At 44.0% G+C, this 26,378-nt stretch carries 18 protein-coding genes and 1 pseudogene; 7 read left to right on the top strand and 12 right to left on the bottom strand.

Annotation, left to right across the window (positions count from 1 at the left end; genetic code table 11):
• Position 1 precedes the first annotated feature (1 nt).
• From A2W93_07245 to A2W93_07230, 4 genes are all read right to left on the bottom strand, one after another.
• Positions 2-325 (bottom strand): RNA polymerase Rpb6, encoded by a 324-nt coding sequence (locus A2W93_07245; GenBank protein OFY54024.1) that lies wholly within the window; start codon positions 323-325, stop codon positions 2-4.
• 3 nt (positions 326-328) lie between these two features.
• Entirely contained in the window at positions 329-1,177 is an 849-nt protein-coding gene (locus tag A2W93_07240; GenBank protein OFY54023.1) for a hypothetical protein, read from the bottom strand.
• Between the two features lie 109 nt (positions 1,178-1,286).
• Positions 1,287-2,237, bottom strand: a complete 951-nt coding sequence (locus A2W93_07235; GenBank protein OFY54022.1) for a hypothetical protein — start codon at positions 2,235-2,237, stop codon at positions 1,287-1,289.
• Between the two features lie 33 nt (positions 2,238-2,270).
• A complete protein-coding gene (locus tag A2W93_07230) occupies positions 2,271-4,892 on the bottom strand; it encodes a valine--tRNA ligase (GenBank protein OFY54021.1) in 2,622 nt (873 codons plus the stop codon).
• 668 nt (positions 4,893-5,560) lie between these two features.
• Between A2W93_07230 and A2W93_07225 the strand changes: the two genes are divergently transcribed.
• Complete coding sequence (locus A2W93_07225) at positions 5,561-5,947, top strand: hypothetical protein (GenBank protein ID OFY54020.1); 387 nt, start codon at positions 5,561-5,563, stop codon at positions 5,945-5,947.
• 541 nt (positions 5,948-6,488) lie between these two features.
• Here the strand turns inward: A2W93_07225 and A2W93_07220 are convergent.
• Both A2W93_07220 and A2W93_07215 read right to left on the bottom strand, forming a co-directional pair.
• Positions 6,489-6,923, bottom strand: coding sequence for a cyclophilin (locus A2W93_07220; GenBank protein ID OFY54019.1), 435 nt, complete (start codon positions 6,921-6,923; stop codon positions 6,489-6,491).
• A gap of 352 nt (positions 6,924-7,275) precedes the next feature.
• Entirely contained in the window at positions 7,276-7,968 is a 693-nt protein-coding gene (locus tag A2W93_07215; GenBank protein OFY54018.1) for a hypothetical protein, read from the bottom strand.
• Between the two features lie 395 nt (positions 7,969-8,363).
• Here A2W93_07215 and A2W93_07210 point away from each other — a divergent pair, with 395 nt between their 5' ends.
• Positions 8,364-9,314, top strand: coding sequence for a hypothetical protein (locus A2W93_07210; GenBank protein OFY54017.1), 951 nt, complete (start codon positions 8,364-8,366; stop codon positions 9,312-9,314).
• 118 nt (positions 9,315-9,432) lie between these two features.
• Positions 9,433-10,206, top strand: a complete 774-nt coding sequence (locus A2W93_07205; protein ID OFY54016.1) for a hypothetical protein — start codon at positions 9,433-9,435, stop codon at positions 10,204-10,206.
• 114 nt (positions 10,207-10,320) lie between these two features.
• Here A2W93_07205 and A2W93_07200 read toward each other — a convergent pair whose 3' ends face one another.
• Positions 10,321-10,557: a hypothetical protein gene (locus A2W93_07200; protein OFY54015.1), complete on the bottom strand. Its 237-nt coding sequence runs from the start codon at positions 10,555-10,557 to the stop codon at positions 10,321-10,323.
• Positions 10,558-10,638: 81 nt separating this feature from the next.
• On the opposite strand from A2W93_07200, the gene A2W93_07195 reads away from it, so the two are divergent.
• Positions 10,639-11,511: a hypothetical protein gene (locus A2W93_07195; GenBank protein OFY54014.1), complete on the top strand. Its 873-nt coding sequence runs from the start codon at positions 10,639-10,641 to the stop codon at positions 11,509-11,511.
• 327 nt (positions 11,512-11,838) lie between these two features.
• On the opposite strand, the gene A2W93_07190 is transcribed toward A2W93_07195, so the two are convergent.
• Entirely contained in the window at positions 11,839-13,191 is a 1,353-nt protein-coding gene (locus A2W93_07190) for a hypothetical protein (GenBank protein ID OFY54013.1), read from the bottom strand.
• 434 nt (positions 13,192-13,625) lie between these two features.
• On the opposite strand from A2W93_07190, the gene A2W93_07185 reads away from it, so the two are divergent.
• Genes A2W93_07185 through A2W93_07175 form a run of 3 tightly spaced genes read left to right on the top strand, consistent with a single transcriptional unit; the run spans position 13,626 to position 18,091 of the window.
• On the top strand, positions 13,626-17,000 hold the full coding sequence (locus A2W93_07185) for an isoleucine--tRNA ligase (GenBank protein OFY54012.1): 3,375 nt from the start codon (positions 13,626-13,628) through the stop codon (positions 16,998-17,000).
• Between the two features lie 10 nt (positions 17,001-17,010).
• A complete protein-coding gene (locus A2W93_07180; protein ID OFY54011.1) occupies positions 17,011-17,436 on the top strand; it encodes a molecular chaperone DnaK in 426 nt (141 codons plus the stop codon).
• Entirely contained in the window at positions 17,429-18,091 is a 663-nt protein-coding gene (locus A2W93_07175; protein OFY54010.1) for a lipoprotein signal peptidase, read from the top strand. Before A2W93_07180 ends, A2W93_07175 begins: the two co-directional genes overlap by 8 nt.
• 104 nt (positions 18,092-18,195) lie before the next feature.
• On the opposite strand, the gene A2W93_07170 is transcribed toward A2W93_07175, so the two are convergent.
• From A2W93_07170 to A2W93_07155, 4 genes and pseudogenes are all read right to left on the bottom strand, one after another.
• The gene (locus A2W93_07170; GenBank protein ID OFY54009.1) at positions 18,196-18,909 is read right to left on the bottom strand and encodes a hypothetical protein; all 714 of its coding nucleotides are present in this window, start codon (positions 18,907-18,909) and stop codon (positions 18,196-18,198) included.
• Positions 18,910-19,024: 115 nt separating this feature from the next.
• Entirely contained in the window at positions 19,025-23,779 is a 4,755-nt protein-coding gene (locus A2W93_07165) for a hypothetical protein (protein ID OFY54008.1), read from the bottom strand.
• 1 nt (position 23,780) lies between these two features.
• Positions 23,781-24,488, bottom strand: coding sequence for a hypothetical protein (locus tag A2W93_07160; protein OFY54007.1), 708 nt, complete (start codon positions 24,486-24,488; stop codon positions 23,781-23,783).
• Between the two features lie 347 nt (positions 24,489-24,835).
• Positions 24,836-26,378: pseudogene (locus A2W93_07155) on the bottom strand (hypothetical protein).

Below are 26,378 nucleotides of genomic sequence, written 5' to 3'. Positions count from 1 at the left end.
ATTAGTTTTCCTGTGTACCGCGACGGTGATACACTTTTCGCTGCTGGAACTCGTGAAGAGCGATCAGTGTAGGTTTTGGAAGAGCTTCGTACAACTTTGCCAATTCTATCTGTTCGCGATTTTCGAAAACTTCCTCCAGATTGTCCATGGTTGAAACAAACTGCTCCGACTCATGCTGCAGATCTTCCTTGATAACCATCGAAATCTGGTTAGCTCTCTTGGAAATGATCATGATGCTTTCGTAAATACTGCCAGTTTCATTCTCAAGTTCAAACAGATTGCGTGTTACAGCATTGGTCTCAATTTTCAGTTTCTTGTAATCCATATGTTAATTCAGTTTACTGATTTGCGTTTTTATTTTTTCATTGATGATTTCCGCGTCCTTCTGATAAGAAGATGTGGGGAACATTAGCATCAGTGTTGTGTATGCTTTTGTGGCGTGTTCGAAGCGTTCTTTCTTTTTCGAATCAATACTTCCTGCAGCATAGTAATACTCAGACTTCAGAATGTAGAACAGAGCCTGTTCTTTGTATTTCGTGGCCGGATATTCTTTCAGCAGATTTGAAAAGGCAACCACGGCAGCTTTGTATTCTTCAATTTTATAATACAACATGGCCGTATTATAGTCCTTCGTCTCGAGTTTAAAGCGCAGTTCATCCATCAACTCATTGCATTGCTGAACTTTTTCGCTTTTTGGATATTTATTGACGAACAGCTGCAATTCTGTCAGCGCATCAGAGGTTGAAGACTGGTCAAGCGGCGTATCGGCCGACTCCAGATATTGACAATAGGCCGACATGTAAAGCGATTCTTCGGCGTATTTGCTGTTGGGCAGCGTCTTAGCGAGATTTTTGAAATAATAGGCAGCGGCAAGGTACTGTTCCTGCTGATAGTTGCTCCAGCAATACTTGTAATACGCTTCTTCGAACTGCGGCAGACCGCGAAGTTCAACAATCAACTGATCGTACAATTGCAAAGCTTTAAAGTAATTGCCTTTGCTGTAATAGTCATTTGCTGCTTCCAAACGGGCCTGTGGTGTGCCTTCCCGGAGCAGTTTGTCATACTCGCTGCAGGATACCCCCGTGAGAATGAGAACAATAAGAACAAAATTCCGCCAAAATTTCATGAGTGCAAAATTAATAAAAATCAGTGAATAAACGGCATTTGCATTAAACAATTGTATGATCTGGTGAAAAAACCGAATAATTCTGACGTTGTTCTGCTGCAATTATACCGAAAAACTGAAATGGGATGTGAAACAAAATCTGTTGGATTATTCAAACTTATCATTTTGGCCAGATGAGAAAAATATAAAGGACATAAAGACCCAATAAAAGCGCTCCTTCAATCCTTCGAATAACAGAGCCGGAAATAGCCATTGGAAAAATTACCAGCGCGGATCCCATCATGAATAAAATATCCGTAATGCTAACAACATTGTGTAGAGAAGGATATATACTTATTGAAAAACCTGCTATAACCAGTATGTTGAAAATGTTTGAACCCACCAGATTCCCAACCGCCAGTCCAGGTCTCTTTTTCAACGCAGCAACAACCGAAGTGGCCAGTTCAGGCAGACTTGTTCCAACGCTAACAACTGTCAAACCAATTATAGCTTCGCTCACATCCAGCGTTCGGGCAATATTTACAGCGCCCTCAACCATCAATTGCGATCCGGCAGCAAGCAAGCCAAATCCGGCAATAATCATCAGAACAAATAATCCTATTTTACTATTTGTGAAGGTTTGTCTATCAATAACTCTGGTTTTTGATTTTTGAATCCTAATGTCCTTTCTGGCAAGATGAATCATCCAAATGGCATAAAATACAAACCCCGACAATAACACTATTCCTTCCCACCATTTGAGTTCGAGAGTGAAGAGAGCCCACGTGAAAACTCCGGAAATCACGATCAACAAGGGAATGTCGGAGCGAATAATACGTTTATCAAGAAATACTGGATTGATGAGTGAAGTTAGACCCAGGATGAGTAAAATATTCAAGATATTTGACCCAACAACATTCCCAATTGCAATCCCAGTTTGCCCCTGTGCTGATGCTGTAATCGAAACAATCAACTCAGGTGAACTCGTGCCGAATGCCACAATTGTCAATCCAACCACCAAGTCGGAAATTCCAAACATTGAAGCCAGCTTTGAGCTTCCTGTTACAAGCCAGCGAGCACCAATGTACAACAGCGCAAGCGATGCAATAATAAATGCGACATCGATCAGCATATGCAGTTAATTAATAATGCTATAAAAGCCAGCTCAGAGTTCTGCTATCGTTTTTTCAAGAACCGCAATCCTCGACAAAGCATCCTGTTCTTTTTTGCGTTCGTTGTCGATTACCTGAGCTGGTGCGCCACTGACGAATTTTTCATTCGACAGCTTTTTGCGGACACTATCAAGAAATCCTTTGGTGTAATCGAGCTCCTTCTGCAGCTTTTCCTTTTCTGCTGCGGTGTCAAGCTCTGCACTCACCGGAAATGTAAGCTCTTCGGTTCGCACCAAAACTGTGAATGATTTCTCCGGTTTTTCGCTGAGCTTCTCAAAGCAACTCAGGTTGCCGAGTTTCATTATCACCGGAGCATAACTTCTCATTGTATCTTCATGCTGAACCGGCGTGAAAAACACATCGAGCAGATCGCGCATGCCGATTCCCTTGTCGCTTCTGTAGGCGCGAATGGCCATGATGGTTTCCTGCACCAATTCAAAATCTGAAATCAATTTTTCATCACATTTGAAATCGGCGGGCATGGAAGAAATCATGATGGATTCTTTTTCTGCACGGGGCTTCAGGGTCTGCCAGATTTCTTCGGTCAGGAATGGCATGAATGGATGCAACATGCGCATTAGCTGATCGAAATATTCCATCGTTTCTGCAAAGGTCTTTCCATCGATTGGCTGACCATATGCGGGTTTGATAAACTCGAGATACCACGAACAGAAGTCATCCCAAACGAGTTTATACACCGACATCAAAGCATCCGACAAACGGAAATCTTTGAACTGTTCATCAATCTGTTTCGATGTCTGGCGAAGACGGTTTCCGAACCATTCGGTGGAGAGCGATGCGTACGCTGGTTGCGGCAATTTTTCATCTACCTGCCAGCCACTGATCAACCGGAATGCGTTCCAGATTTTATTGGCGAAATTTCGTCCCTGCTCACACAACGAATCGTCATAAAGCAAGTCGTTTCCTGCAGGTGAGCTGAACATCATGCCTACACGAACGCCATCTGCACCGAATTTCTTCATCAGCTCAATCGGGTCGGGACTGTTGCCCAGCGATTTGCTCATCTTGCGTCCCTGCTTGTCGCGCACGATGCCGGTGAAATACACATTGCTGAACGGAATTTCCTTTCGATATTCGAGTCCGGCCATCACCATGCGTGCCACCCAGAAAAACATGATTTCGGGAGCCGTGATCAAATCGTTGGTGGGGTAATAATATTTTATGTCCTTGTTGTCTGGTTCCATTACGCCGTTGAAAACGCTGATCGGCCAGAGCCAGCTGCTGAACCAGGTATCGAGCACATCCTCGTCCTGTTTCAGATCGGATAATTTTATTTCAGGATTGATTTTTTTTGCTTTTTCAAGCGCGTCTTTTTCATTCAAAGCAACCACAATACTCCCGTCGGGCAGATACCATGCGGGAATGCGCTGTCCCCACCACAACTGACGCGACACACACCAATCGCGCACATTTTCCATCCAATGGCGATAGGTGTTTTTGAATTTGGCCGGATGAAACTGAACTTTATCGCTCATTACTGCATCCAGAGCGGGTTTTGCGATGTCGCTCATTTTCATAAACCATTGTTCGCTGAGTCTCGGTTCAATGGCAACATCGGTGCGTTCGCTGTATCCGACTTTGTTTACGTAGTCTTCAATCTTTTCAACATTGCCCGATTCTTCGAGCATTTTCATGATTTTTTTTCTGGCAATAAAGCGGTCTTCGCCAATCAGCAATTGCGCTTTTTCATTCAGTTTTCCGTCAGGAGTCAGAATGTCAATCACCTCGAGACCGAATTTCTGTCCAATGGTGTAGTCGTTGATATCGTGTGCAGGCGTAATTTTCAGACAGCCCGTTCCAAATTCTATATCCACATACTCGTCGGTGATTACCGGAATCACGCGATTGATGAGCGGTACAAGCACTTTCTTTCCGTGCAGATGTTTGAAACGCTCATCGTTTGGATTCACGCAAACCGCAGTATCAGCCAGAATCGTCTCAGGACGCGTGGTTGCGATTACCAGATAATCCTTGCTGTTTTCGAGATAATATCTGAGATAATAGAGTTTCGCGTTCTGCTCTTTATAAATCACTTCCTCGTCGCTGACGGCTGTGAGCGCGCTTGGGTCCCAGTTCACCATGCGGTGCCCTTTATAGATGAGACCTTTTCCGTAGAGATCGACAAAAACTTTTATTACAGAATCATACAGATTCTGATCCATGGTAAAGGCCGTGCGGTCCCAATCACAGGATGCGCCAAGCTTTTTAAGTTGGTCGAGAATAATTCCGCCATGTTTTTCTTTCCACACCCAGGCATGTTTGAGAAACTCATCACGCGACAGCGATTTCTTATCAATGCCTTCGGCTCTGAGTTTAGCCACCACCTTGGCTTCGGTTGCAATCGAAGCATGATCAGTTCCGGGCACCCAGCATGCATTGAATCCAGTCATGCGGGCACGACGAATCAGAACATCCTGCAGCGTATTGTTGAGCATGTGTCCCATATGCAGGACTCCAGTCACGTTGGGCGGCGGAATTACGATGGTGTATGGGGTACGTTCATCAGGAACAGAGCGGAAGAAGCCGTTGTTCATCCAGTAGGCATACCACTTGTCTTCGCTTTGAGTCGGGTCATATTTAGCAGGAATTTCCATGGTTGAAAAATTGAGGTGCAAAAGTACGAAAATACGAGATACGAAATACGAAATCAGAAATACGAGATAGGCATAAGGCGTAAGTCATCAGGCGTAAGGCGTGAGGAGTTTGTGTTCATAAAAACGTTTACCCCAAAAATTACCATAGTTGGTTCCTTTGAAGCGATCGGCGGACGCTGATCGAACAATATTAGCCTTGGGCGATAGCCTCAGGGACAAAGAACACGCGAAGCACCTTTGAAAATACGTAGATAAATACGAGATCAGAAATACGAAATGATTTGAAAATTTGATGATTTGAAAGTGTGTTGATTTGAAAATTTATTCACCCATGATATTTTTTTCAAAGGGGTTCATCACGTAGAACATGACAAGTCGAGCTCACGATTTCATCGTTCGGTTGAAAATTCGGCAATTTGAAAAAGCTTCTTCGTTCACTTTTGTCATTACACTTTTGTCTTTTATCTTGAAATGATGTGCTGATGATTTGAAACTCAAAAAAATTATATCTTTGAAAATAATATGCACCTGAAAAATGACAAAAAGTGTACAATACATTCCGATTTGGGTGAATATATGCACTTTTTGGAGACTTTGGGTGTATATATAAACGAGTTGGCGTTAATGCTGAAATTCACATACATCAAGAAAACATATTCAAAAATGATATGGCGAACTTAGAAGAAAAAAACTCAATTGAAAGATCAAGAGAACATCTAGCTAACGAGAGAACTTTTCTTGCTTGGATACGAACAAGTATTGCATTAATGGGTTTCGGCTTTGTAATTGTAAAGTTTTCTTTGTTTTTAAAACAACTCTCATTGCTTTTAGAAACAAGGGACCTACCATCAAAAGGATATTCTTCAATTGTTGGAGTAGTTATGGTTGCAATAGGGGTAATAATTGCAATCTTGGCTTTCTTACAATACAAAAAAAATGAAAAACAACTAAAAAATAATTACTTTGTTTCCTCCTCAATGTTGTCACTATTAATAACGCTCATAATCATAATCGGCGGCATCTTATTGATATTTTACTTATTATCATATATTTGATTTCCTTTGATACGCAGACCTATTTTTAGACTCAAATAAAATAATTAAGCACTAACGCTAATCGAGTAGACGGCCGGTGAGCCGTTAAGTCCACCGGAGCGCCTCTCCCATTGATCAGACACATTTCATACGATTACGGCTGTTTCAGTATTTTCCTTTATTCAAATTATTTTGTATTTTTAACTTTTTTAAAGAGCTTAGGCATTCGTGTTCGTTGTAACGCTATAGAGCAGACCTCAATTTCAAAACGGAATCAGCATAACTTTACACTGATATTAACAACGTGAAAGGATAGGTGAAGCCGGTATTATGAATCCGTCAAAAATATCCATACGTTTTTTCGATGACCGCGAAGTGCGGGCTGTCTGGGACGAGCAAAACGCCCGATGGTGGTTTAGTGTTGTTGATGTTGTCGGCATTTTGAATCAGTAGACCGATTACACAAAAGCCGGAAACTACTGCCGTTGGCTCAAACGCCAATTACTCAAAGAAGACACTCAGTTCGTGAGCGGAACTCTCAGACTGAAAGCAATGCTACGCCCTATTCTTCAATAATTTTTATACTCTCAATCTCATCGCCCTGACGGATGGCGTCGAGGACATCGAGACCTTCGACTACTTTGCCGAAGCAAGTGTGATGACGGTCGAGATGTGATGTATTGGTGCGGCTATGACAGATAAAAAACTGTGAGCCACCGGTATCTTTTCCGGCATGCGCCATGGAAAGAACACCGCGATCGTGATACTGATTGCCGCCGCTGGTTTCGCATTTAATGCTGTAACCCGGACCGCCGGCGCCTGTTCCGTTTGGGCAACCGCCCTGGATAACGAAATCGGGAAGAACACGGTGAAAATTCAGGCCATCGTAGAAGCCGCTTTTGGCGAGCTTAACGAAGTTGGCAACGGTATTGGGCGCGTCGTTTTCGTAGAATTCTACTTTCATGGTGCCCTTCACGGTATTGATCAGTGCTTTCATTTTTGGATTGATTTTGATTTGCAAAAATACGAATTAATTGAACATCTATGAGAACTGCCACTTAGACAATGGGGCAACGCATTTAACTCAACTGGAAACAGCCGGAATTGTAGTAACACAGAGTATCTCCGAGTGCGCACAGAGTCACACAGAGTAAATTTAACTTTGCAAAAGCCGGGATCAATTACAACATGTCGAATTCTGAAAGCTCGCTTTCAAATTCGCTTTGATGTAATTGATCAACACAACTACGTTGTGTTTTTAAAAACGGCTTTTGCTTAATTTACACTCGGTGGAACTCTGTGAGACCTCTGAGTAACTCTGTGTAACTGTGGACTAACTTAACGTTGTTTTAGATGCTCAGTTCTTTTCTGATTTCATCGAAGCGAGCCCAGAAAGCCGGAAGTGGAGCATTGATGATTATTTCTTCATTCGTAAAAGGATGTAGAAATTGCAATTCATTTGCATGCAGAAATAAATCCGGCAGTAAAAATTGTTCGGCGAAAAGGCGGTTGTGATGCCGGTTTCCGTGTTTATGATCGCCAATGATCGGATGTGCAATTTTATTGGCGTGCACACGCAACTGATGTAATCGTCCGGTTTTGGGTTCCATTTCGACCAGACTGTAGCGGGATGTTTCGTAAGGTTCAACGGCTACATTCAGCTCGTAATGATCAATGCAGCGATAGTGCGTCAGTGCTTCGCGATAATTTCCGCGATCGTTCCGCACGGGTGTATCGACAATCCCCGCCGGATCGACATGTCCGCGAAGCAGAGCCAGATAGGTTTTCCGGATTTTCTGTTCATCAAATAATTTCTGAAATGAAGCAACATCGCTTCGATTTTTTGCAAGCAATACAATACCAGATGTCTTTCTATCGAGCCGGTGGAGCGGATATACGCGGGGGATTCCCAAATCCTTTAAAAGTTCTAGCAACGATTTTTCTCCTTCAATACCGGAATAATCGGAATGATGAACCAGCACGTTGTTGGGCTTGTTCACTGCGAGCGCGTATTCGTCCTGCCAGAGAATGAGAGGTTGCATGGGGCAAAGGTAGTGATTTGAGAAATCAGATTTTAGATTTTAGATCTGAAGGGTGAAGGGAACATCGAATCATGAACTCTGAATCCGCCGCAGCGGAAGAAATCAGAAATACGAAAGGCGAAATTTGATGCGATAATGCGGAAATGTGCTGCTTCACGTGAAACGTGACGCAATCGCAGATGTGGCGCCTGCGGCGTATGTGGGAATATTAGATGATCACGTTTCAATTTACACTTTTGTCTTTATATTTTTATCTTTTGTCTTTAGAGAATGTGGAAATCGGATGCAGCTGTATATGCATTCGGATTGAGCGTTTTCCCGTTTTAAAAAAAAAGAGTATTTGCCAAGCAAAGTTTTATTTAATTTAGCACCAAAATTATTGGCTATAAATTCCGATGAAACAATTCAGCATACTTTTGTTTTTTATTCTTGCAGTACCCACTTTCTGCTTTTCAGATAGTTTGTATATCACAGAAAAAATCGAAATCATTTCAGAACAGGGGCCTTTTGGAGATACCTCATTAACTGATACAACAAAAAAACCAAATAAATTTCGCCTGGCAGTTGTTGCAAGTTCGGTCCCGATTTTAACTACCGGGGTGTTTTTGTATTTTCAGAATGCCTGGTGGAATGATACATTGGAGGCTCATGGTCTTCCAAAACCGAAATTCCATTTTGATGATTCCAAGGAATTAAAATACGCTTTGTGTTTAGATAAATGCGGCCACTTTTGGTCCTCGCAAATTACTTCTACTGCCTTCGGAGAAATGCTGATGTGGGCAGGTGTAAAAAGAAAATCAGCCAAATGGTTTGGAGCCGGATTTGCGGTTCTGACATCTGGGATAGTAGAAGTGAAAGATGGCATGGCTCCATGGTGGGGATTTAGTTTAATGGACATGAGTGCGAATATTCTTGGTGCTTTTTATCCTGTACTACAGGAATATCACCCGTTCTTCAACAATTTTACGTTTAAATGGAGTTACGATTTTTTTCATAAATCGTATTATAAATCAATGCCCGGTCACGAAAACAAAAGTTTTATGGATGATTATGACCGGCATACATATTGGCTTTGCACCAATATAAAGGGAGTTACTCCTAAGTCATGGGGCCGATATATTCCTGGCTTTTTAAGTTTCGATATTGGTTTAAGTGCAGTTGGACTCGATGGACAAGAAGCTGGTAAAAGCGAGGTTTTTTTAGGGCTTGGAATTGATTTGAGCAACATCAATATTAAAAATTGCAAACTTTTCAACAGCAAAAAACGCATTTTAAATTATTATCATCTGCCTTGCCCGGCACAAAAGATATATCCCAGCAAAGTGTCTTATTTGCTGGCTTTTTAATCACGTTGGCATTAATGCTAATCCGAAACTTTCGTTTGCTTACCCTTATCAAATTGGATTTCCATAAGGCAATATTTAAAATTATCAAGCGTTAATATTTCACTAATTACATTGCACTATGAAATCCACAATTCTGTTCATTTGGACGTTTCTACTGTGTGTACTGGTTGGTGCGCAGGAAACAAAGACGCACAGCGTTTATTTCAACACAGCTGTTTTTCAGCCAGATGCAAAAGCAATAAAGACATTGGATTCTGTGGCAAAATACTGTAAAGCTGAAAACGCAGTGATAAAGAGCATTTCGGGCTATTGCGATTCAGTAGGAACTTCAGAAAACAACCAGTTGCTGTCTGAAAAGCGCGCCAATGCTGTAAAATCAGTGTTTGCTCAAAAAGGAATTGAACTTAAAAATACACAGATAGTTGGAAAAAACGAAACGCTGGAATTCAATGACAATGCGTTTTTCCGGAACCGACGTGTAGATGTAGTCACATTCAAACCAGCGGAGAAAAAGGTTTCTGCACTGGAGGACAAAATCACGCAGGCCACAGTGGGCGAAGTCATCCGGCTGGATAATATCACATTTTACAATAACACCAGCACCCTTCGGCCTGAATCCGAGCCGGTGATAAATGAACTTTATTCAATCATGGAATCGCAGCCGACACTCGAGATTGCCATTGAAGGTCATATATGTTGCATTAGTGATGATTTCTCCAATCTCTCGGGCGAACGCGCACAAGTTGTTTACAATTACCTGATCCGAAAAGGCATTGCAGCAAACCGAATGTCGTACCAGGGATTTGGTCACACGCGACCCTTAAATGAAGAAAGAACGGAGGCCGAAAGGCAGATGAACAGAAGGGTTGAGATAAGAGTAGTGAAGAAATAAACTACATCAAAGCGAGCTTCATAAAACGTAGTATTTGAGGATGTCTCAAACGACATCTTCTTCAAAAATTTTGAAGTATCTAAGGCCCCAACGATTCCGTGTGCGCTCTTTTTCTCAAATCATTGTCAGGCGGACGACAGAATGTTGGGTCCTTCCCGACATTCTACCGTTAGCAAGAAAATGTTGACTTGGCAGCATTGCTGACGTGGAATCGTCGGGAAGAAACAGAGAAAGAGCCGGGCAGGTTTTCGGTGAGATCCCGGCAAAGGCCGCAGATGCTGTTTTGCATTTGGTGACCGGAAACTCAAAGGATTTCTCTGCTTTTCTGTAAAAAACTTTGTGTATTTTCATTTGATTTCAACATTTCAAAAAAGATACAACCCGAAATTCACAAGGTGTCTGCATTCGCAAAGAAATCACTATTTTTGTCGCATGGCAAAACATCGCAAATCATCCATCCGGCTCGGGGGCTCTTATGTCACCATGATGATCAGCATATCGCTGGTACTGCTTATTCTCGGTTTATCGGGACTCATTCTGCTTCATTCGCAACGACTGGCGAATTTTGTGAAAGAGAATATTGTTGTCACTGTCATGTTCAAAGACAGCATTCCGGAGGCGGATATGCTTGCCATGCAGAAAAAAATGCAACTTGATCCTGCAGTGCAGACTTGTTCCATGGTCAGTTCAGAAGAAGCTGCGAAGCGAATGACTGAAGATACCGGCGAAGAGTTCGTTGAATTTCTCGGCATTATTCCGATCCCACCTTCGCTTGACATTACGCTGAAATCGGACTACGCCAACAGCGCAGCCATCGACGCATTTGTGGCCAAAGTGCAGACTGAACCTATTATTGGCAATGTGTATTATCAGAAAGATCTGGTTGAAGACATCAATGTGAATTCCGGAAAAATGTCGCTGATACTTTTTGGATTCGCGCTTCTGGTCTTTCTTATATCGTATAGTTTGATCAGCAACACCATCCGGTTAGCCATATATTCAAAACGATTTTTGATTCGCAGTATGCTTCTGGTTGGCGCTACACGCGGGTTTATCCGCAGACCATTCCTTCTGCAGGCGCTCTGGATGGGACTTGTAAGTAGCTTGCTCGCAGTGGTTTTACTCGAAGGTGTTATGATGCTGGCCTATCAGCAGATCCCAGATCTGCAGGCCATTCAGGACGAGACACAGGTGTATGGACTTTTTGGCGCCATCATTATCTGCGGAATGCTCATATCCTGGATTTCGTCATGGTCAGCGCTGAACAGATATATCCGGATGAATACGGATTATTTGTATGTGTAACCCTATGAACACTGAACAAGGAACAAGGATGTGTGAAGGGTGAAGAAAGTTTAAACACTGAACATTCCGTGCATTCTTACGGAACAAGCCGAACAAGGAACGGGGAAATATGCAAATGTGGAACTTCGTTCATGTGATGCTTCGCATATGTGAGAATATGAGTGACATTGAAACTGACCACTGACTACTCACAACTGATTACTATAAAGCGCCTTTCAACTTTATAATCTCAAAACTGCATTGGGCGCGCGTCTCCTGCCTGCAGCGTTTTACGCTGACGCGTGACCTTGTCCTTTTTCTTGACCTCGATCTTGAGCTAAATAATGATTATTTCTCCGAAAAAACGGCGCAGTAAGCGTTGTAGCGTGCATAAATCTCACGAACAAATCTTTCAACATACCATGGATTGATATATCCGAACTTAACAACCGGATCGTTGTAATACAGCGGTTTCGATTTGCATTTCAAACATTCAATCACGATCGCATATGTCAGTGGCCCTTTTCCCTGCTTTTTTGCCAATTCAAAGGCATCGTAAAAATGCGCCATACCCAGATTGTATGCGGCAATAACCACCTTGTGTCTTTCAGCAACATTGTCCATGTATGGTGTAAAAGCGGTGTCCATATAATGCAGCAATTTCAATCCTCCTTTCAACTGTTCCTCCGCATTACTGTTGTAATTTACACCCATGCGCTGAGCTGTTCCCGGCATTAATTGCATTAAGCCAAATGCACCACTGGGCGATTGAAAGTCAGTTGTAAAGCGCGATTCCTGATAAATCAAAGATGCAACCAGACGCCAATCCCAACCGATTTCGGCACTGTACTTTTTAATTAAATCATCATATTTACTGATTGTTCCTCCTGAAATGCTGTGATCATCAGGCGATCCAAAAATGTACAATATCGGATTATCAAAATATTTTTTCTGAAGGAAAGCAAGATTTCCATTTTTCTTAAAATTTGATATCCACGCATTCAGCTTTTCAAGCCACTTTTCGGATTCACTATTGACAACCCAGGCCACCGGTAAAGGTTTGGAAATGATCAAACTGAAATCGAGATCCGGATAGTATGCCCACAGCGTCCGCGCCAGGTGATCATCACAGATCGTGAAATCAATTTTATCTTCAGCTACCATATTGCACAAATCTTCTGTGCCAACTTCGCCCATCGGCAAAATATTAATATCAATATGCAGGCTGTCTTCCAGCTCCAGCAGCTGCCTGCGATAAATTGTTTTTCGGGGAATCAAAATTGTTTTCCCGTTTAATTGCTTCAAGTCTTTTACAGACACCGCGCCCAGACTGTCTTTGCGCTGCACCAGGATTGATCGCATATTATACAGTGGCTCTGTGAAAGTTATACGTGGATAGCGATTTTCTGCAACAGTGAGGTCCATGGCAATGAGGTCGCATGTACCAAAAGCAAGTTTCTGAAAAGCTTTTTCAACATCGTTGGTAACCTGCAGATCGAGAAACAATCCGAAATTTTTGCAAAGAGCCTGCACCAGCTCGTACTGATAACCCATGGGCGTTCCCTTGTAAACAAAATAATTTACAGAGTTGTATCCCATAATTACATGAAGAGTGTCTGAAACTATTATTGTATCGAAATCGCGGAGCTTAACAGGATCTTTCGCAACTGCAGTGCGCTCCCCCATCATATCGTATATCATTAATCCACCGATAAGGGCAAAGAATAAAATGGATAAAATAAATGGCTTCACCGACATAGATTAAAGCATAAAGGATGTGCAAGTTACGAATAAATTTGAAAAGGCATAAGGCAGGCTTCACGCGGCTAGCTTCGCAGTGCTCAACGTACAAGGCATGGTGCACAAAGTAAGGTGCATGGCGCACGCGGCTCAAACTTTATAACATCGTTGCTGTATTTCGAATCACCTATTATCACTTCGACGAACTAGAAATCATATAAAACGTAGCAAGCTGATTCACGCGAAGTCACACATTTTCAAATTAGCACACTTTCAACCGAACGATGAAATCGTGAGCTCATGAGCTCCTTTGAAAGCAATATAGTGAGTGAATAAATTTTCAAATTTGCACATTATATTGTACTTTTGCACCTCTTTTTAAAAACTACCGGAAAATGAACGGCAAATACAACGAGTACAAGCAATTACGACTGACAGAACTGGCTAACGATGTGAGACAGTGGTGGGACACCAATGATATCTTCCGCAAGAGCATTGAAACACGCGAAGGTAAACCAGAATACGTGTTTTTCGAAGGCCCGCCCAGCGCCAACGGAATGCCAGGCATTCACCACGTGATGGCAAGAGCTATCAAAGACATTTTTTGTCGCTACAAAACACTGAAAGGCTTTCAGGTAAAACGCAAAGCCGGCTGGGATACGCACGGACTGCCCGTTGAGATTGGCGTTGAGAAAAAACTCGGTATCACAAAAGAAGATATTGGCAAATCAATTTCAGTAGTTGATTACAATCGCGAATGCCGCCAGGAAGTGATGAAATACAAGGATCAGTGGGACGAGCTCACACGCCGCATGGGCTATTGGGTTGACCTTGAAAATCCGTACATCACTTTCGAAAATAAATACATTGAATCGGTCTGGTATCTGCTGAAAAAACTCTACGATAAAAATCTCCTGTATAAAGGCTACACCATTCAGCCATACTCACCTGCTGCCGGAACCGGCCTCAGTACACACGAACTGAACCAACCCGGCTGTTACAAAAATGTGAAAGACAATACCGTTGTTGCACAGTTTAAAGTTGTGCGCAACGATCGCAGCGAATTTCTGTTCACAACCCCAGGCGTAAAAGGAAATCTATACATTATTGCATGGACCACCACGCCGTGGACACTTCCTTCAAATACCGGCCTTGCAGTTGGTGATAATATTGAGTACAATCTTGTTCAGACTTACAATCCCTACACCTTCGAGCCACAAACAGTTGTGGTGGGTGCTCCCTTGCTCAATCGCTGGTTCCCGGCCGAGAATGCAGCACTTGAGATTGACAGTTATGAACCCGGACAAAAAAATATTCCATTTAAAGTACTCGGGACATTCAAAGGAAAAGAGCTGACCGAAATTCGTTTCGAACAATTATTACCATACGCGCAGCCCGCTGAGGGAGACCCTTTCCGCGTAGTGGCCGGCGATTTTGTAACTACCGAAGACGGAACAGGAATCGTACATCTGGCTCCCAGCTTTGGTGCCGACGACTTCCGTATGGGAAAGAAATACAACCTCGGCTCTCTCACGCTGGTGAATAAGCAAGGAAAATTCACTGAAGAAATGGGCGAATTCGCCGGGAAATTCGTGAAGCCTCAGTATCATCCCGATTACACGCCTGACAAGGAAAAAGAATTGAATGTTGATATCGAACTTGTCATCAAACTGAAGAAAGAAAATAAAGCATTCAAAGCGGAAAAATACGAACACAGCTATCCGCACTGCTGGCGGACTGACAAACCGATTCTGTATTATCCACTCGATTCATGGTTTATCAAAACCACACAATATCGAGACAGAATGATTGAGCTGAACAACACCATCAACTGGAAGCCCGAATCGACTGGTACAGGCCGCTTTGGTAACTGGCTCGAAAATCTGGTTGACTGGAACCTGAGTCGCAGCCGCTATTGGGGCGTTCCCCTTCCTATATGGCTTAGCGAAGATGGCGATGAATTCAAATGCATCGGCTCGCTCGAAGAACTTTCGAAAGAAATTGGAAAGAGCATCGAAGCCGGATTCATGAAAGAAAATCCGATGAAAGATTTTGTGACTGGCGACATGAGCAAAGCCAATTACGAAAAATTCGACATGCATAAGCCATCGGTGGATCCGATTATTCTGGTTTCCGATTCAGGAAAACCGATGCGCCGCGAGCCCGATCTGATCGACGTATGGTTCGACAGCGGCTCCATGCCTTATGCGCAATGGCATTATCCTTTTGAAAACAAAGATGTTTTTGAGAAAAGTTTTCCAGCCGATTTTATTGCAGAAGGTGTTGACCAGACACGGGGCTGGTTCTTCACACTGCATGCAATCGCAACCATGGCCTTCGATTCGGTTGCTTACAAAAATGTTGTTTCCAACGGACTCGTGCTCGATAAAAACGGCAATAAAATGTCGAAGCGACTTGGCAATGCCGTCGATCCATTTGAAACGATTGAAAAATATGGTCCTGATGCAACACGCTGGTACCTGATTACCAACTCGCAGCCCTGGGACAATCTTAAATTCGACAGCGAAGGCGTTGGAGAAGTTCAGCGCAAATTCTTCGGAACGCTGTATAACACGTATTCGTTCTTTTCACTGTATGCGAATATCGACAAGTTCAATTTCAGCGATACAGAAGTTCCCGTTGCCGAGCGGCCTGAGCTTGATCGCTGGATTCTTTCAGAGTTGAACAGTCTGATAAAACTCGTTGACGAATCCTATGCAGACTACGAGCCAACCCGCGCCGGGCGCGCCATTCAGAATTTCACCGATGAATTTCTGAGCAACTGGTATGTGCGCCTCTCGCGTCGCCGTTTCTGGAAAGGCGAAATGTCGAAAGATAAATTATCGGCCTACCAGACATTGTATCATGTACTGGAAACATTATCGCTGCTGATTTCTCCTATTGCACCTTTCTTTGCAGATAAATTATTTTCAGATCTGAATTCAGTAACCGGCCGCAGGAATGCTGAAAGCGTTCATTTGTGCGACTTTCCGGCATACAATACAAATTTCATCGATCGCGATCTCGAAGAGCGCATGCAGCTGGCGCAGAAAATTTCTTCTATGATTCTGTCGCTACGCAAGAAAACCGGAAATCGCGTTCGCCAGCCGCTGCAGAAAATACTGATTCCGCTCACCGATCAAAAAATTAAAGCACAGGTGGAAAGTGTGCAGAAGATTATTCTGGCCGAAGTGAATGTGAAAGAGCTGGAGTTCTTCAAAGACGACGGCAGTTTCCTCGTGAAAAAAATAAAGGCCGACTTTAAAAAGCTCGGGCCGCGATTTGGCAAACAGATGAAAGAACTGGCCGCAGCCATTGTTGCTTTGAACGGAGCCCAGATAAACCGACTGGAAAACGAAGGACGCATTGAGCTTAGTCTGGGTGAAGGATCTGTAGAAGTTCTGGTTGACGATGTGGAAATTGTTACTGAAGACATTCCGGGCTGGGTGGTGATGAGCGAAGGCACCCTTTCGGTAGCACTTGACGTGACATTATCCGAAACATTGCTGGAGGAAGGCGTTGCCCGCGAGTTTGTCAACCGCATCCAGAACCTGCGCAAGGAGCGGAATTTCGAAGTTACTGACAAAATCCGGGTATTTGTTGAAAAGACAGAATCGGTCGAAAAGTCAATAGCTAACAATTATTCATATATTTGCAATGAGATACTAGCGATTGAGCTTGAACTTCGGGATACTAAAGGTGCTGCTGAAGCCGTTTTATTAGAATTGACCGATGATATTTCAGTTCACGTTATTGTTGAAAAAGTGTAAAAACTGCATTATGGCAAAAGAAGAAAAAGAAAAAATTCGCTTTAGCGAAGAAGAGCTGGAAGAATTTCGTCAGCTTATAGTTGCAAAACTGGACAAGGCCAAAGCCGATCTTGCCCTGCTCACCGAAGCTTTTACCGGCACCAACGACAATGACATCAGTGATACGAGTCCTACATTTAAAGTGCTGGAAGAAGGCTCACAGGTTTTGTCGAAGGAAGAAAACAGTCATCTGGCTGCCCGTCAGCAGAAGTTTATCCGCGATCTGGAAGCAGCTTTAGTCAGAATTCAGAATAAAACGTATGGCGTTTGTCGCGTTACAGGTAAACTTATTGCCAAGGACCGACTGAAAGCTGTTCCTCATGCCACTTTGAGCATCGAAGCCAAAAATAAAATGACTAAAAAGGAACCCCGCATCAGTCTGCCTCCCGATGAATAGAAAAGTTCTTCGCAATGTGCTGATTTTCATCTTCACACTGCTTATTCTTGATCAGATATTAAAGATTTACATTAAGACGCACTTTCTCCTTGGCGAGGAAGTGAATGTCATCGGACATTGGTTCCGGCTCAATTTTGTTGAAAATAACGGGATGGCTTTTGGCTTACATTTAAAAGGAGCTATTGGCAAATATCTGCTTAGCACTTTCAGAATCATTGCAGCTTCAGCCATTATGTGGTATCTGCTGAAAATCATTCGTGATAAGAAGCCAATGATTTACATTTTTGCCATTGCACTCATTTTTGCCGGAGCAACCGGAAACATTATCGACAGCATGTTTTATGGGATTATTTTCGAGGCCAGCCCCATATACGGCTCTGGAGCCGCGCCTACAGCCATTTTCAGTGATGGCTATTCCGGATTTCTTCAGGGAAAAGTGGTGGACATGTTTTATGTTCCTTTGATTCATGGTTATTATCCGTCATGGATTCCATTTAAAGGCGGGCAGGAATTTCTTTTTTTCAGACCTGTTTTTAATCTGGCAGATTCCTACATTTCAATTGCTGTCGTTTTAATTCTCATTTTTTCGAAACGCATGTTTCCGAAAGAAAAAAACGAGGAGACTAAAACAGCTGAAACTACGGCTGAAGAATAAAATTTGCATTTGAGACTTGAATTCAGCAATTCAATTTATGCTTTTCAAAATAAAACGGGGAAGCAAAAGTCAGTGCATAGCACACTGCCTTCCAAGGCGTTTTTCTATCTGAGTAAAGTTACCGATCCAAAATAAACGCGGTCATTCCCATCCGGTCCTCTCAAAAATATTTTCACTGTATAAACGCCCTGCGGTGCTTCACTTCCGTCAGGCATGTTTCCATTCCATCCATAATTTACATCTGTGGTGGAATACACAAGGTCGCCCCAACGACTGTAAATTCGCATGCTGTAGAAATCGATATTCCACCCGGTGCCTGATGGACTAAATATCTCATTGTGTACATCATGATTTGGGCTGAATGAGTTTGGGATGTAAATAGTGTACGAAGGCTTGATCAGGACTGTCATTGATGCAGAATCAATACAACCTCCGGTGTTTTCTACCCACAGCACAACAGTATATGTGCCTTCAAAATCATAAGTGAAGACGGGATTCTGCGTTGTGCTTGTGCTTCCAGCTCCATTGCCAAATTCCCAACTAAATGATGAAGCATCAGTCGATTGATCAAGAAATTGGATTGTAGGATTATCTTCCGTTGTTACAGGAGGATTGGCTGTGAACGCGGCATTCGGATTGGGAAGCACAGTGATGAAATTGTTCATCATCAGCATCGACTGACAGCCAGCCGCAGTGGTTGTAGTCAACGATACAGCATAAGTTCCTGATCCGAAAGTATTGCTTGGATTCTGGAGTGAGATTCCTGAGCCAATAGCAACAGTCTGGTTTTTACATTGGACTATGTTATAAGTAAACACGGCATTAGTTTAATAACGCAGAAAATAATAGTGCGATAATATTCCATGTTGGCCAAAAAAAATAAAACTGGTTGTCAGATAACCAACAACCAGTTTCTGTCGAAATAATTTTTATTTACCGTAGAAGTCCAACGCTTAGATAATACTCATTGTCACTGTGATCCAGGCCTTTTACCCGAATCAGAACAGAATAAACTCCTTGCTGAGCTTCGGCCCCATTCGGTAAAAAGCCATCCCAGCCATGGTTGATATCCGTAGTTAAGAAAACCAACTCACCCCAGCGGCTGTAAACGCGCATGCTGTAACTATCCATGTTCCAGCCGGTGCCAAACGGGCGAAGAAAATCATTTCTGTCGTCGCCATTAGGGCTAAAAGCATTTGGCAAATAGAAAGTGTAGGATGGCTTCACAAGCGTCCTCATCGTTGTTGAATCCGCACATCCAGCAGCATTTTCTACCCAAAGTGTTACCGTAAACTCTCCATTTAAGCCATAGGTGTACAGCGGGTTTTCTGCATAATCAGTTCCTGTTCCATCTCCAAAATTCCACGTATAGTTTGTCGCACCCGTTGATTGGTTGATGAAATTAATGGTCGGATTATCTTCCGTGGTTACGGCAGGATCAGCTGCAAATGCGGCTACCGGGTTCGCGGAAATCATCACATAGTTGCTCATCGTCATCGTCGACTGACAGCCGGCGGTAGTCGTAACAGTCAGCGTGACTGAAAAGGAGCCAGAGCTGTAGGTATGACTGGGATTCTGCAATCCGGATATGTTCCCATCTCCGAATTCCCATTCCCAAATATTGATGTTGCCGCTACTCGCATCACTGAAGTTTACCGAGGCCGGAGCGCATCCTGTGAGTGGGTCTGCGCTAAAAGCGACTACAGGCAGCGGATTCACATTTACAATTGCGCTTGCAGTGCCTGAACACCCCTGCACATCTGTGCCGGTAACGCTATATGTTGTGGTTGCCGTCGGGTTTGCTATTATTGAAGCCGTATTGGCTCCTGTATCCCAGCTGTAACCTACTCCACTTCCGGGTGATGATGCGATCAGGGTAGTGCTTCCTCCTGCACAAATGTCATCTATATTCGGTGAAACACTCACTGTTAGTCCTGGCATTAGCGATACAGTGACAGTTGCTGTATTGCTGCAGTTGTTTGCATCTGTTCCAGTTACATTGTAGGTCGTTGTTGCTGTTGGTGATTCAGTAAATGAAGTTGCGTTCTGACCATTGTTCCAGGCATAAGATGTACCTCCGTTTCCTGAAACTGTAGAACTGAAACCAATGCAAATTGTAGTCGGAGACGCTGTTGCAGTGATATTCGGGAGGGGATTGACTGTCAAAGTGGCGGTGGCTGTACCTGTACAACCCGCAGCAGTAGTGCCGGTGACCGTATATGTGGTCGTAGTGGTTGGGCTCGCGGCAAACGATGCACCACTGCCACTTGGGCTCCATGTATAAGTATTGGCGCCATTTGCAGCAATCGTTGAACTACCACCAATGCAAATCGAAGTTGGCGTTGCGGTGGCTGTTACTGTTGGCAACGGATTGACTGTCAATGTCACATTCGCTGTGCCTGTACAGCCTGCAGAAGTTGTTCCGGTTACATTATAGGTAGTCGTTGACGTTGGGCTCGCTGTAAATGATGTTCCGGTGCCACTTGGGCTCCATGTATATGAATTAGCTCCGCTTGCTGCAATCGTTGAACTCTGTCCTGAACAAATCGCTGCAGGAGTCGCAGTCGCTGTCACCGTTGGTAGCGGATTGATAGTCAAAGTCACGGTTGTCGTACCTGTGCATCCCGCCCCTGAAGTGCCGGTCACTGTGTATGTAGTTGTTGATGCCGGAGTTGCTGTAAAAGATGTTCCTGCGCCACTTGGACTCCAGGCATATGTATTTGCTCCGCTTACTGCGATCGTTGAACTCTGGCCAGCACAAACCGCTGCGGGTGTTGCTGTTGCTGTTACTGTCGGAAGTGGATTGACGGTAAGTGCCACAGTTGTTGTGCCGGTGCATCCTGCGGTAGTTGTTCCTGTTACGTTATAGGTTGTCGTTGACGTCGGGCTCGCTGTAAATGATGTTCCGGTGCCACCTGGACTCCAGGTGTATGAATTTGCTCCGCTTGCTGCAATCGTTGAACTCTGGCCAGCACAAATGGTGGCCGGTGTGGCAGTAGCCGAAACTGTCGGCAATGGATTGACGGTTAGTGTAACAGTGGTTGTGCCTGTACAACCCGATGCATCCGTTCCGGTAACGCTGTAGGTTGTTGTTGCTGTTGGAGTAGCACTAAAAGATGCGCCCGTGCCCGATGGGCTCCAGGCATAGTTTGTCGCTCCTGATGCGGCTATTGTCGAACTGCCATTCAAACAGATTGACGCCGGTGTCGCGGTTGCGGTCAGCAGGAGATTTGCACTGATATTGACGGAGACAGTTGCTGTTCCGGTACAACCAGCAGCAGATGTGCCCGTTACCGTGTAAGTGGATGTAGCCGCCGGACTGACGGTGATTGGATTAATTAATTGACCTGTGCTCCATGCATAACTGGAGGCTCCTCCTCCTGTTAAAGAAGTTGAAGATCCGATACAAATACTGGATGCTGCCGCGGTTGCAGTTACCGTTGGAAACGGATTGATGGTTACGGAAACCGTTGCCGTACCAGAACACCCCAATGCGGTAGTTCCGGTGACGGTATATGTAGTCGTTGTAGTCGGACTCACAGAGTAAGGACTGCCAGATGCTCCCGTGTTCCAAAGATAGGTAACACCTCCCGAAGCTGTCAGGGACGAACTCTGACCATTACAGATGGCTGTTGGAGATGCACTGGCTGTAAAAGTAGCCGCTGAATTGACCGAAACAGTAACCGTAGCTGTGCCGGTGCAGCCGGAAGCTGATGTTCCGGTCACTGTATAAGTTGTTGTTGCGGTCGGATTCACCGTTGTTGATCCACTACTCCATGCATAGGTTGCTGCACCCAAGGCGCTTAGCGTAGATGTTTGTCCAAGACAGACTGAGGCTGGAGAAGCACTTGCCGTAACAGTGGCACTGTTTGACACATTAACTGTTGTTGATGCTGTACCAGAACATCCGCCATTTGTGACAGTGACGGTATAAGTTCCAGATGCAACAGGTGTTGCACCTGATATTGAAGGGTTTTGCGAATTGCTTGCAAAGCCATTGGGGCCTGACCAGGAATAGGATGTTGCACCAGAAGGAGTTGCCGTAAGATTGAGATTCTGACCGGAACACAGAGGCCCGTTGTTTGAGACCGTAGGAGTGATTCCGGAAACAAAAACGGTTACCTGGTCGGTGTATGTGCCCGGGCAAAGAGGGTTGCCCCCTGTGACAGATACTGTATATGTGGTTGTAACTGATGGCGATGCAATTGGATTGGCAATATTTGGATTCGACAAACCTGTTGTTGGGGACCATGCGTACGCAGAACCTCCTGAAGCATTTAAAGTTGTGTTTTGACCACCACAAATTGTCACATCAGGACCTGCATCAGCGGTAAATACCCCGGATGAAGCAGATATGATATAATCACAAACATCACCGGCATTTCCATCAATCATGACATAGTATATTTGCCCGATAGTAAGACCGGTTGCTGTCACTGTCCCGTTTACCGGAGTTCCTGGGTTATAGCAGTTTGACACCGAAGTGAATGTAGAGCATCCCGTGACACTATAAATCTGCATTTGAATCCCCCAGGCATTTGTGCAATTCGATACAAAGAGGTTCAATGTTGCAGTTGTTGCATCAGCTACAAAGGAAAGCCACGAATTGTTCTCGATGCTTCCGCAGAATATCGAGCCAAGATTACCAGGTATATCAGCGGTATAAGTAGAACTTGTGCTGCCACAATAACCATTCAAATTACAGATAGGCGTTGGCGTTGAACAGAAATCGCCTGCAGCCGGATTGCTAACGCATGGGGGTGCCGTAGGAGGCTCATAAACACATAATCCAAAACTACCAAAGTCAGTTCCTCCATAATCCCAAAAGCGGATGAAAACGGTCGCCCCGGGAGTAAGTCCTGTTCTGCTGATCATAGGCATTAGGCCATTCGGGCTGTCATCATCATCGCATTCAATTAGTGATAAAGAGGCACATGGACCATAGTAAACAGCCATGCCGCAATCAGTGAGTGTTCCTGTTTGAGAATCAAAGCTAAGCGAACCAGATGCTGGAACTGTGCAACTAAACCAGACATCACCAGAAGAATAACTTGCGCATCCCGGTGCAGGAGCCCCTGAAGATGCGGTTGCTCCAACATTGGAGTATGTTGTATATGCACAAGATGAACCAATTGTAATTGGGATGGCTGCTGAGCAATCATCATTAGTTACAGGAGGAGGCGAATCATCGTAAACGCACAGACTGAATGAGCCATAGGTGTCACCCCCATACTCCCAAAATCGTATATAAATTGTTGAACCCGGGGTTAAACCGGAACGATCGATTTTTGGCATTAATCCATTGTTGCTGTCATCATCGTCGCATTCAATTAGCGTTAAAGAGCCACAAGTACCGGAGTAAATAGCCATTCCTCCATCAGTAATTCCGCCGGTGTTACTATCGAAAGTAAGATGCCCGCTACTAGGAACAGTGGTTTGGAACCAAACATCGCCACCAACATAACTTGAACAACCCGGGGCTGGGGCTCCGGCAGATGCTGTAGCACCAAGGTTTGTGTATGTGTTAAATGCACAACTGGATCCCGGAGTGATAATGGTAGCATTGGTACAATCATCATTTGCTGGTTGTGATTTCAGACTCACCGATGCAAGAAAAAACATGAATAGCAATATGGCGTTGAGTACAACCTGTGATGATTTATTAAACATATTTTTCATTCGATTCATATCATTGTTTTTTTGAATCAGTTGAAATGATTTCCAAGGTTCTTTCGGTAACGTTTTTCGATGCAAGAATAATCTCCCGCATCTTAACAAGATCGATTGTATTATCCGTAATGATATTGATCCGTCCGGTGAGAAAATCAGTGTTGGAATCATAAACACCATATGTAGAATTAATATATTCATCAATGGCATTTGCATGATTGCTGTCAACGATGCCCGAAACAAAAACAATAAACTCGTTTACGCTTTCCATTGCAAAAGGAATGTTTGAAAGCTGCCCTGATTGCCTTTCTGTGCAGTTTATATCCGCAATCCATCCTTTTGCAGAAGATTTTGATGAGGAATGAAATATAAATGTCAAACTTCCTGTTTGATTACTTTTTGAAGCCTGAATGTATTTTGGGACAGGGTTTTCTTTATTGAAAACCCCAAAAGAAGGAGACTGGGAGCTGTTACCGTCATATACAGCCAAATATGCATCTTCTCCCAAGTCAAACTCATAGAAAATAAGGCTTGTAAGCATAGCTGCTTTTACAGGATAAATAGTCAGCGTAAATTGCTCGTCTGAGCCATAATTCTCCTCTTTTCCCCCACTGTCAAAAAACATCCCTTTACAGATGTTTAAAGATCCATCGATCATGCTTACCAATTGAGCATTCATCGGTATGGCAATTACAGCCAATGCCAGAAATGAAAATAACCCCCTCATAATATTTAAATTTAAAATTCAGTTCAAAAATAACAGGTTTTAACTAATATTACCCCGTGTTTAGACAAAATATATTATTGAACGTTTAATATGTGTTTGAATTTTTGTTTATAGCTTTCCATTTTTATCATATTAAGCACTATTATATAGTTTAAATGCATTTTTTATCAGACATATTATTCTACTGCGAAATACAGTGTAGGCCAAAGTGTTTAGTTGAAGCATTACTGCCTCTTTGATGGCATCATAAATTTGATTGTGTGGAACAACTCTATAAATGTAAACCGGTAAGAAAAAAACCGGCTGCAATGTGATTTGCAGCCGGTGACTTAAGGAGAAAAGTTTATTTATCTGACAACAGTTACAGCTCTGATGTATTCATGATCCGCTCCATCCAGACCTTTTATCATTACTGTAACAGAATACACATCCTGCTGAGCTTCAGTCACGCCATCTGGCATTATGCCATCCCAGCCATGGTTTACATCAGTGGTATAAAATAGCAGTTCACCCCAGCGGCTGTAAATGCGCATGCTGTAGCTGTCGGTATCCCAGCCTGTTCCATATGGACGGAATGACTCGTTTCTGCCGTCATTATTGGGCGTAAAAGTATTTGGCAGATAGAACGTAAATGTCGGCTTGACAACCACTACCAATGAGGTTGAATCTTTACAGCCACCGGCATTTTCCACCCACAGTGTTACAACAAACGAACCGTTGCCAACATAGGTATAAAGCGGATTTTCAGCATAATCCGTCGAACCTGTTCCATCGCCGAATGTCCATACGTATGATGATGCTCCGGTCGACTGGTTAATGAAATTGATGGTCGGATTATCTTCGGTCGTTACCGCAGGACTGGCTGCAAAGGATGCCACAGGATTCGGAGATATGGTTACGTAGTTACTCATCGTCATCGTCGACTGACAGCCGGCTGCAGTGGTAACCGTCAACGTCACTGAATAGGTGCCGGAGCTATAGGTGTGGCTCGGATTCTCTAATCCGGATATGCCGCCGTCGCCGAATTCCCAATCCCAGATGTTGATGTTGCCGGTGCTCTGATCGGTAAAATTGATCGTGGTCGGATCGCAGCCTGCGAGTGGATCAGCTGTAAAGCTTACTACTGGCAGCGGCTCGATGGTCACAACAGTGTTGCAGGTCGATACGTTGCCGCAGTTGTCCGTGATGGTCCATGCGATGGTCGATACGCCTTCGGCAAATGTGCCGCTCGCGTCAGTGCCGTTGCCGGTTCTGGTCGTTGCACCACTGATTGAATAGGCGTAGTCAAGGGTACCGATACAGTCATCGGTGGCTGCTATTAACGGAATTGTGTAGCTGCCGGAAGTTGTGGTACAGAAAGTCTGATCGGCCGGACAACTCGTGATGGTCGGGGCGGCGTTATTGATTACATACGTGTAGGTCCAGTCGTGGGAGTTGCCTTCACAGTCGGTGTAGGTGAACGTGTAGATCCTGTCATCGGTGCAGGTGGTGATTGTGTTCACCGTCGGTGCTGAAGGAGTGAGTGTGTTGCCACAGGCGTCCTGTACAGTCGGTGCAGTTGGAACTACATCGGTCTCATCTATGCAACTTACCGTGCTGGTTCCGTTGGATGGCATCGTGAAGTCATTCATCTCAACCGTGTAGGTGTAAACCCAGTTATGGACATTACCTGCGCAATCCGTGTACGGATACGTGTAGGTTCTCGTGCCTTCGCAGGTCAGTGCTGCACTGATTACCGGAGCGCCAGGAGTAAGCGTGTTGCCGCAGGCATCTGTCACTGTCGGTAGTGTAGGCGCGGTGTTCGTGGCTGACGGACAGCTCACGGTGCTGCCTGCTGCAACGGGTGCTGTGAAGTCGGGCATATCTACCGTGTAGGTGTAAACCCAGTTG

The sequence above is a fragment of the Bacteroidetes bacterium GWF2_43_63 genome, from assembly GCA_001769275.1.
In the GTDB taxonomy this organism is placed as follows: Bacteria; Bacteroidota; Bacteroidia; order Bacteroidales; family DTU049; genus GWF2-43-63.
Note: the sequence above shows the minus strand (reverse complement) of the source record. Positions and strands in the feature narration are given on the sequence as shown.

Coding starts and splice junctions, on each gene's coding strand:
- A2W93_07210 (OFY54017.1), top strand. CDS start 8,364: ATGAAACAATTCAGCATACTTTTGTTTTTTATTCTTGCAGTACCCACT.
- A2W93_07200 (OFY54015.1), bottom strand. CDS start 10,557: ATGAAAATACACAAAGTTTTTTACAGAAAAGCAGAGAAATCCTTTGAG.
- A2W93_07235 (OFY54022.1), bottom strand. CDS start 2,237: ATGCTGATCGATGTCGCATTTATTATTGCATCGCTTGCGCTGTTGTAC.
- A2W93_07225 (OFY54020.1), top strand. CDS start 5,561: ATGGCGAACTTAGAAGAAAAAAACTCAATTGAAAGATCAAGAGAACAT.
- A2W93_07245 (OFY54024.1), bottom strand. CDS start 325: ATGGATTACAAGAAACTGAAAATTGAGACCAATGCTGTAACACGCAAT.
- A2W93_07185 (OFY54012.1), top strand. CDS start 13,626: ATGAACGGCAAATACAACGAGTACAAGCAATTACGACTGACAGAACTG.
- A2W93_07180 (OFY54011.1), top strand. CDS start 17,011: ATGGCAAAAGAAGAAAAAGAAAAAATTCGCTTTAGCGAAGAAGAGCTG.
- A2W93_07160 (OFY54007.1), bottom strand. CDS start 24,488: ATGAGGGGGTTATTTTCATTTCTGGCATTGGCTGTAATTGCCATACCG.
- A2W93_07230 (OFY54021.1), bottom strand. CDS start 4,892: ATGGAAATTCCTGCTAAATATGACCCGACTCAAAGCGAAGACAAGTGG.
- A2W93_07215 (OFY54018.1), bottom strand. CDS start 7,968: ATGCAACCTCTCATTCTCTGGCAGGACGAATACGCGCTCGCAGTGAAC.
- A2W93_07205 (OFY54016.1), top strand. CDS start 9,433: ATGAAATCCACAATTCTGTTCATTTGGACGTTTCTACTGTGTGTACTG.
- A2W93_07175 (OFY54010.1), top strand. CDS start 17,429: ATGAATAGAAAAGTTCTTCGCAATGTGCTGATTTTCATCTTCACACTG.
- A2W93_07190 (OFY54013.1), bottom strand. CDS start 13,191: ATGATATACGATATGATGGGGGAGCGCACTGCAGTTGCGAAAGATCCT.
- A2W93_07220 (OFY54019.1), bottom strand. CDS start 6,923: ATGAAAGCACTGATCAATACCGTGAAGGGCACCATGAAAGTAGAATTC.
- A2W93_07165 (OFY54008.1), bottom strand. CDS start 23,779: ATGAATCGAATGAAAAATATGTTTAATAAATCATCACAGGTTGTACTC.
- A2W93_07195 (OFY54014.1), top strand. CDS start 10,639: ATGGCAAAACATCGCAAATCATCCATCCGGCTCGGGGGCTCTTATGTC.